Consider the following 7,890-nt stretch of genomic DNA (forward strand, 5'->3'; position numbering starts at 1 on the left):
CCGCACTACGAGGAGATGCGCTGGACCCTGGTGCTCGATCCGCCGGGCGTGCGGGCGCTCTACGCCACCTATTCCGAGATGCAGGCCAGGCCCGCCGAGGAGCGCGAGCGCATCCTCGACCGGCTGCAGGAGATCGCCGCCGCCGACTTCGGCGGCCGCGTCATCCGTCACATGCTGACGCCGATCTACTGGGCCAGGCGCCCTTAGGCGGCCTTGGCGACTTCCGAGGCCTTGATCCGCTGGCGGGCTTCCTGCTTGGCGCCGACGGCGTCCACCAGCTTGCCGGCCAGGCCCAGGCCGAACGGCGGCATGCCGCCGTAGATCGCCTCGTAGCGGCCCGGCGCGACCAGATAGGTCTCGTGCCAGATGCCGACATCCCCATCCATGCCGACGGTCTTGTAGAAGCTCCGCCAGGCGGGCAGGTGGTTGTGGTCGCGGGCGCGGGCGTAGGCTTCCAGGTGCTCGAACGAGCGCCAGTACTGGACGGCCATGGCGTCGGGGAAGGCGTTGAAGTCCTGGGCGTGGAGCAACCCGAGCTCGGGGTGCGCCGCAAGCTCCTGGCGCATGGCGATCATCGCCCTGACCACCGGCCACCACTTCCAGACCTTCCACGGCTTGGCCAGCCGCGCCCCGATCAGGAACACCACGAACTCGCCCTCGAGCTCGCCGCACATCCGCGCCTGGTCGATCTCGGCCATGGCCCTCCCCTCCCTGCAGCCCGCATCAATATACACTGTATTCTAAAAAATGGATACAGCGCCGTTCTGCGGTGCGCCGGACGATTCCGCCTCGCCGCGCGCAGCCGGCCTTGCGGAGCGGGGCGGGTTCCGTCAGGGTCCGCGGCTTCTTTGACAAAACAGGCGTCGCCATGGACCGTCCCGCGGCCCAGGCGCCCTTCCTTGCCGGAGGGCGCGAGCATCCTGTCCGACGCGATCTGGCCCGGCTCCTGAAGCTGTCGGGGCCGGTGGTCGTGGCGCGGCTGGGCGTCATGGCCATGGGCCTGACGGATGCAGTGATCGTGGGCCGCTATTCGGCGACGCAGCTCGGCTACCACGCGTTGGCCTGGGCGCCGACCAGCGTCGTGATCACCATGGGCATGGGCCTGCTCACCGGCGTGCAGGTGATGACCGCGCGGGTGATCGGTGAGGGACGGCGCGACCTGACCGGGGCCGTGCTGCGGCGCGGGCTCGCCTATGGCCTCTGGATCGGCGTGGTCTCCGCCGTCTTCCTGTTCTTTGCGGGACCGCCGTTCCTGCACGCCGTCGGCCTGCCCAAGGACCTCGCCGACGGCGCCTCGCCGGTCTTGCGGATCTTCTGCCTGTCATTCCCGGGCTTCACCCTGAGCGTCGCCGCCGCCTCCTGGCTGGAGGGGCTCTCGAAGCCGGGGCCCGCGGCCTGGATCATGTGGGGCGCGAACGCGGTGAACCTGGCCGTGGACCTCATCCTGGTGCCGGGCGGCTTCGGCCTGCCGGCCTTGGGCGCGATGGGCGGCGCCTGGGCGACGACGCTGGCCCGCAGCTTCCTCGCCGTGGCGACGCTCGCCTACATCGGCCTGATGCCGCAGGCGCGCGCGCTGGGCGTCTTCAGAAAGCCCGAACGGGACCGCGCGGCGGAGGCCGAGCAGCGGCGGATCGGCTTCGGTGCGGGCGCGTCCAACTTCTTCGAGGTGGCCTCGTTCGCGAGCCTCAACATCATCGCCGGCTGGATGGGCGGGCTGGCGGTCGCGGCCTGGACCATCGTGCTGAACGTGGCCGCGATCGTCTTCATGGTCCCGCTGGGTCTCGCGACCGGCGCGGCCGTGCTGGTCGGCCGGGCTTATGGGGCGCGCGACGGGCCGGGCGTGCACCGGGCCGGAGCGGTGGCCTTCACCGTCACCGCGGCGTTCGGCGTGGCGGCGACCTTGGGCGTCTGGCCGAACGCGGCGCTGATCGGCGGCGGCTATACGCGCAATGCTGCGACCCTGGCGATGGCCGCCCCGGCGCTGGCGCTCGCCACCCTGATGTTCCTGCCGGACGCCCTGCAGGTGGTGGCGGCCCAGGCGCTGCGCGCCCGCGGCGACGTCTGGCTGCCCAGCGGCACGCACCTGACGAGCTACATTCTGGTCATGATGCCGCTGGCCTGGTTCCTGGCGATCCCGATGCGCCTGGGCATCATCGGGATCTCCTGGGCGGTGATCGCCGCGAGCTTCGTCTCGGCGGGGCTGCTCCTGGCGCGCTTCTGGAGCCTGAGCCGCAACGCGCTCTAGCGAAGCGGGCCGGGCAGGGCGAAGGCCACCACCTTGTCGCCGCGTTTGGTGCCGGACTTGGCGTGGCCGCCGGCGGCGATGACCACGTACTGCCGACCGTGCCAGACGTAGGTCATCGGCGTCGCCTGGCCGCCGCCGGGCAGCCGGCCGCGCCAGAGCTCCTTCCCATTGGCCGCATCGAAGGCGCGCAGGTAGTTGTCCATCGCCGCGCCGATGAAGACGACGCCGGAGGCGGTGGCGATCGGGGCGCCGAAGTTGGGCGTGCCGGTGTTGTGCAGGAAGAACTGCGAGCCCGGCGCGAGGTCGCGCGTAGTGCCCAGCGGGACCTCCCAGACCACCCGGCCGGTGCGCATGTCGATGGCGTGCAGCTGGCCCCACGGCGGCGGGTTGCAGGGCATGCCGATCGGCGAGAACACCACCTCTCGCTTCATGCCGTAGGGCGCGCCGGTCTGCGGCGAGATCTCCTTGTCGCGCTCGCGCCGCTGCGCGCGGGGGACGTCCTTGGCGGGGATCAGCGTCACCTTGTGGATCGCGTTGGATGTGTTGACGAACACCAGCTGGCGGCCGGCGTCGAAGGCGAGCCCGCCCCAGTTCACCCCGCCGCCGGTGAAGGGATAGACGAGGCTGCCCTGCAGCGAAGGCGGCGTGTACATGCCCTCGAAGCGCGCGGCCGCGATCTCCTTCTTGCAGTGGTTGCGGTCCCAGGGCGTCAGCCCGAAGGCGTCGGCGGGCTTGATGGCGCTGGGCGACAGCGGCCGCGGCGCGCGCGGGAACGGCTGGGTCGGCGACAGCTGCTCGCCGGGCGCGGCGCCCGCCTGCGGGACCGGCCGCTCGTCGACCGGGATCACCGGCGCGCCGGTGTCGCGCGCCAGGGTGAAGATCAGGCCCTGCTTGGTGCCCTGGATGACCGCCGGCGTCATCCGGCCGCCATAGGCGACGTCCGCCAGGGTCGGCTGGGCGGGGATGTCGTAGTCCCAGAGGTCGTGGTGGGTGGTCTGGAAGCTCCAGACCACGCGCCCGGTGGCGGCGTCCAGCGCCACCACGGAGTTGGCCTGGCCGTCCGGCCCCTTGCGCAGGCCGCCGTAGAAGTCGGGGCTCGGATTGGTGGTCGGCACGAACACCCAGCCGCGCGCCGGGTCCACCGACATCGGCGCCCAGGCGTTGGCTGCGCCGGCCACGTTGCCCGGCGCGGAGCCCGCCAGCGGATCGAAGCTCCACTTGGGCGCGCCGGTCCGCGCGTCATAGGCCCTGACCGCGCCGGAGACCTCGCGGACCCGCTGGTTGTCGTCCAGCGAGGAGCCCACGATGAGCGTGCCGTTCACGACCACGGGGGGAGAGGTGATCTGCATCTGGCCGGCGCGCGTCAGCATGACGCCCTCGCCGACGTCGACCACGCCGTTCCGCCCGAAGCCGGCGCAGGGCGCGCCGGTCGCCGCATCCAGCGCGATCAGCCGGCGGTCGACGGTGCCGACATAGACCCGCTCGGAGCAGCGGACGTTGTCGGTGACGCTCGCATCGCGCCAGTAGGTGACGCCGCGACAGGTGAACTCGTTGGGGTAGCGCACCTTGGGATCGACCTTCGGGTCGAACTGCCAGAGCTGGCGTCCGGTGCCGGGGTCCACCGCCGAGACCGCGTCGAACTGCGAGCAGATGTAGAGCCGCCCGCCGCCCAGGATCGGGGTGTCCTCGAAGGCGGCGTGCTTCAGGTCGTGCCGCTTCGCCTCTCCGGTGGAGTAGGTCCAGGCGACGGCGAGGTCCTTCACGTTGGCGGGCGTGATCTGGGCTGCGGCCGAGAAGCGCTGCCCGCCGGCGTCGCCGCCGTAGAAGCCCCAGCCCACGTCGGGCGCCCGGGCCACGGGTCTGGGCGCATGCGGGGCGCATCCGCCAAGCGCGAGCAGGGCGGCGGCCGCGAGGGCCCTCAGGAACGGCGATAAGCTCATGGGTCGGCCCCGTCTCGATGCGGCCTGCAGTGAAGATCGCCCGGCGTTCGGCGGCAAGGGTGCGGGGACGTGCGGCAGGCCCGCGGGGACCGCCAGGGACCAGCGGCGACGATCGCGGGCCGAACGGCGGACGCGGCTCAAGCCCCGGCGCCCAGGATCCAGCCTTCCTCGCGCTCGGCGTCCAGCACCACGTCGGGCGGGGTCCCCCTGGGCGGGCCGAACAGCGCCCCCAGCCGGCCCGCTTCGTCGAGGCGGGCGAAATGCTCGGCCGTGGTCCGCACCTGGGTCAGGTCCTTGACCTCGCCCGGCGCGCCCTCCGGCTTCAGGAGCGAGGGATAGACCTCGGCGACAACCACCGCGACGCCCGCGAGGTCGGCCTCGGTGAGCGGCTTGAAGCCCGTCTCGAACGGCCACGCCCTCAAGGCGTCCCCGCGCGTCAGCTTCATCCGCCTCACGAAAGGGATGCCCAGCAGCGCCTGACCGCCGACGGAACCGTTGTAGTAGAGCTTCCAGATCGAGGCCGCCCCCTTGGCGGCGAGGTCCGCATGACGCATTTCCGGCAGGTCGTCGGGGCCGTGCGGCCGCGTCCGCTTCGGCTGCAGGGTGGTGAGCGCGTCCTTCGGCGGGCAGCCCCAGAACGGGAAGGGGCCGGCCGTGAGCCGGCGGTTGATCTCCGAGCCCACGCCGAAGCGGTTGTTGGTGTTGTCGGCCTTGTCCTTGACCATGCGGTCGAGCTGGTCCCAGACGGCGCGCCAGGCGGGTTCGGCGGTGAGCTTCATCGCCGCCGCAAAGCCGCGCGGGAAGCCCAGCGGGAAATCGAACCCCACCAGCGCCCGCTCGGAGCGCTTCTTCAGGTCGTCGAGCACGGCGGCGAGGCGCTTCTCCGCCTCGGCGCGGGTCGGCGGATTGTAGCTCTCGAAGGCCATGCGGAAGCGGACGTCGCGCTTCAGGACGCCGATCCAGATGGAATCCGCCCCGGTGGTCGGCTTCGCCGCCGCGCTCCAGTCGACGATGATGTAGGCGCTGAACAGGCGCGGCACTTGCGGCTCCGGCTTGGGCTCGCGGGGTTTTAGACCTTGAGCGGATGGGGGCCAATCACGCTGTGTTAACCGGTCCGCTTCCGTGTCTTAGCTTGCCGCATGACCCAGGCCCTGCGCACCCCCGATGAGCGGTTCTCGAACCTCCCGGACTTTCCCTGGCCGCCGCACTACGCCCAGGACCTGCCGGGTTACCAAGGCCTGCGCGCGGCGTGGATCGACGAAGGCCCGAAGGATGCGCCCGCGAGCTTCCTGTGCCTGCACGGCGAGCCCACCTGGAGCTTCCTCTACCGCAAGATGGCCGCGGTGTTCCTGGGCGCCGGCGGCCGGGTCGTGGCGCCGGACTTCTTCGGCTTCGGCCGCTCCGACAAGCCTACCGAGGAGGGGGCCTATGGCTTCCACTTCCATCGCAACCATGTGCTGCGGCTGGTCGAGCGGCTGGACCTGCAGGAGATCACCCTGGTGGTGCAGGACTGGGGCGGGCTGATCGGGCTCACCCTGCCGCTGGACCCGGGCTTCCGGCGCCGGCTGAAGCGGCTGATCGTCATGAACACCACCTTGGCGGCCGGCGAGACGCCCAGCGCTGGGTTCGCCGCCTGGCGGGCGTACGTCGCCGCGAACCCCGAATTCGATGTCGCCGCCCTGATGAAGCGCGCCGCGCCCATGCTCTCGGACGCCGAAGCCGCCGCCTACGGCGCGCCGTTTCCCGATCCGAGCTACATGGCTGGCGTCCGCGCCTTCCCGCAGCTGGTCATGACCGAGCCCGGCATGGAGGGCGTCGAGGAGAGCCGCGCGGCGCTCGCGTTCTGGTCGCGCGAATGGGAGGGACCCACGTTCATGGCCGTGGGCGCGCAGGATCCGGTGCTCGGCCCGGATGTGATGGCCAGGCTCCGCACCCACATCCGCGGCTGTCCCGAACCGATGATGGTCGCCGACGGCGGCCACTTCCTGCAGGAGTGGGGCGGCCCGATCGCCGAAGCCGCGCTGGCGAGCTTCGGCGGGGCCTAGCCCAGCTTCACCAGCATCTTGCCGACGTTCTCGCCGGTGAACAGGCCGAGGAAGGCGTCGGGGGCCTTGTCGATGCCTTCGAACACCGTCTCCTGCCACTTGACCTTGCCCTCGCGAACCCAGCCGGAAAGGTCCTCGATGAATTTCGGCATCAGGTCGAAGTGGTGCGAGACGATGAAGCCCTCCATGCGGAGGTTCTTGCCGATCAGCAGCGCCAGGTTGGACGGGCCGGGTTGCGGGGCCGAGGCGTTGTAGATCGAGATCATCCCGCAGATGGCGAAGCGGGCGAACTGCTTGGCCGCGTTCAGCGCCGCCTCCAGGTGCGGCCCGCCGACGTTGTCGAAGTAGACGTCGATGCCCTCGGCGTTCCCCGCCAGGATGGCCGCGGCGAGGTCCTTCTCGGCCTTGTAGTCGATGGCGTGGTCGACGCCGATCCCCTTCAGGAACGCGACCTTCTCCGGCCCCCCTGCCGAGCCGATCACCTTGTGGCCCTTGGCCTTGGCGATCTGGCAGACCAGCGAGCCCACCGCGCCGGCCGCGCCGGAGACGAACACCACGTCACCGTCCTTCAGCGCCGCGATGCGCAGGAGCCCGGCGTAGGCGGTCAGCCCCGGCATCCCGGCCACGCCCAGGAAGGCCTGGGGCGGCAGCCCGCGGGCGTCGAGCTTCTGGACGGTCTTGGCGGGCGCGGTGAAGGCTTCGCGCCAGCCGTTCTGGGACTGCACGAGGTCGCCTTCCTGGAAGGCGGGATCGTTCGACTTCACCACCTGGCCTATGGCGCCGCCGTTCATCACCTCGCCCAGCGCGAACGGCGGGGCATAGCTCTTCACGTCGTTCATCCGGCCGCGCATGTAGGGATCGACGGTCATCCAGAGGTTCTTCACCTGCACCTCGCCGGGGCCGGGATCGCGCAACTCGACGCTGGCGAAGTCGAAGTTCTCCCGGCTCGGCATGCCCACCGGGCGGCTCTTCAGACGGACTTCCTTGACGGTGGTCATGTGATCTCTCCTGCCGACGGCTCGGCCCTTCAAACAGCTGTTTAGCTTGGCGGGGCGGGTGGCGTCGAGGCCGCAGGCCATGTTAGGGCCGCCCCGGGTTCGGAGCATTCGATGATTGAGTCACTTCGGGCGGGCGTGATCGGCGCCGGCGTCTTCGGCGGCTATCACGCGGGCCAGTACGCCCGCCTGCCCGGCGTCGTGCTCGCGGCCGTGCTCGACCTGCATCCGGACCGCGCCGCCAAGCTCGCCCTGCCGCTCGGCGGGCGGGCGTTCCATGAGATCGACGCTTTTCTCGAGGCCGTCGACGTGGTGACGGTGGCCTCGCCTGCGACCGTCCACGCCGAGCACGCGCTGGCGGCGCTCGCGGCCGGCAAGCCGGTCTATGTGGAAAAGCCGATCGCGGTCAGCGTGGCGGAGGCCGAGACGGTGCGCGCGGCGGCCGAGGCGAAGGGGCTGGTCGTCGCCTGCGGCCACCAGGAGCGGGTGACCTTCCGCGCCATGGGCCTGCTGGACGTCCCCGAGCAGCCGATCCTGCTGGAGGCGCTGCGCCACGGGCCGCCTTCGGAGCGCAGCCAGGACGTCTCGGCGGTGCTCGACCTGATGATCCACGATCTCGACCTGGCGCTGACGCTCTCGGCCGCCGAGCCGGTGACCGCCGAAGG

At 71.2% G+C, this 7,890-nt stretch carries 8 protein-coding genes; 4 read left to right on the forward strand and 4 right to left on the reverse strand.

Annotation, left to right across the window (positions count from 1 at the left end; translation table 11 throughout):
• The coding region (locus VLI41_RS09945) for a hypothetical protein (protein WP_325267919.1) at positions 1-207 on the forward strand (207 nt) is incomplete at its 5' end.
• Here the strand turns inward: VLI41_RS09945 and VLI41_RS09950 are convergent.
• A complete protein-coding gene (locus tag VLI41_RS09950; RefSeq protein WP_325267920.1) occupies positions 204-698 on the reverse strand; it encodes a DUF4188 domain-containing protein in 495 nt (164 codons plus the stop codon). The two genes, VLI41_RS09945 and VLI41_RS09950, sit on opposite strands and share 4 nt — an antisense overlap.
• 170 nt (positions 699-868) lie before the next feature.
• Between VLI41_RS09950 and VLI41_RS09955 the strand changes: the two genes are divergently transcribed.
• Positions 869-2,245, forward strand: a complete 1,377-nt coding sequence (locus VLI41_RS09955) for an MATE family efflux transporter (protein WP_325267921.1) — start codon at positions 869-871, stop codon at positions 2,243-2,245.
• On the opposite strand, the gene VLI41_RS09960 is transcribed toward VLI41_RS09955, so the two are convergent.
• Positions 2,242-4,185 (reverse strand): pyrroloquinoline quinone-dependent dehydrogenase, encoded by a 1,944-nt coding sequence (locus VLI41_RS09960; protein WP_325267922.1) that lies wholly within the window; start codon positions 4,183-4,185, stop codon positions 2,242-2,244. The two genes, VLI41_RS09955 and VLI41_RS09960, sit on opposite strands and share 4 nt — an antisense overlap.
• Before the next feature lie 137 nt (positions 4,186-4,322).
• Entirely contained in the window at positions 4,323-5,225 is a 903-nt protein-coding gene (locus tag VLI41_RS09965) for a cobalamin biosynthesis protein CbiG (protein ID WP_325267923.1), read from the reverse strand.
• A 99-nt stretch (positions 5,226-5,324) separates the two neighbouring features.
• Between VLI41_RS09965 and VLI41_RS09970 the strand changes: the two genes are divergently transcribed.
• Complete coding sequence (locus VLI41_RS09970) at positions 5,325-6,230, forward strand: haloalkane dehalogenase (RefSeq protein ID WP_325267924.1); 906 nt, start codon at positions 5,325-5,327, stop codon at positions 6,228-6,230.
• Here VLI41_RS09970 and VLI41_RS09975 read toward each other — a convergent pair.
• Positions 6,227-7,228 (reverse strand): NADP-dependent oxidoreductase, encoded by a 1,002-nt coding sequence (locus VLI41_RS09975; protein ID WP_325267925.1) that lies wholly within the window; start codon positions 7,226-7,228, stop codon positions 6,227-6,229. The genes VLI41_RS09970 and VLI41_RS09975 overlap by 4 nt on opposite strands.
• 111 nt (positions 7,229-7,339) lie before the next feature.
• Here VLI41_RS09975 and VLI41_RS09980 point away from each other — a divergent pair.
• The coding region (locus VLI41_RS09980; protein ID WP_325267926.1) for a Gfo/Idh/MocA family protein at positions 7,340-7,890 on the forward strand (551 nt) is incomplete at its 3' end.

It is taken from the genome of Phenylobacterium sp. (assembly GCF_035475775.1).
Taxonomy (GTDB): domain Bacteria; phylum Pseudomonadota; class Alphaproteobacteria; order Caulobacterales; family Caulobacteraceae; genus Phenylobacterium.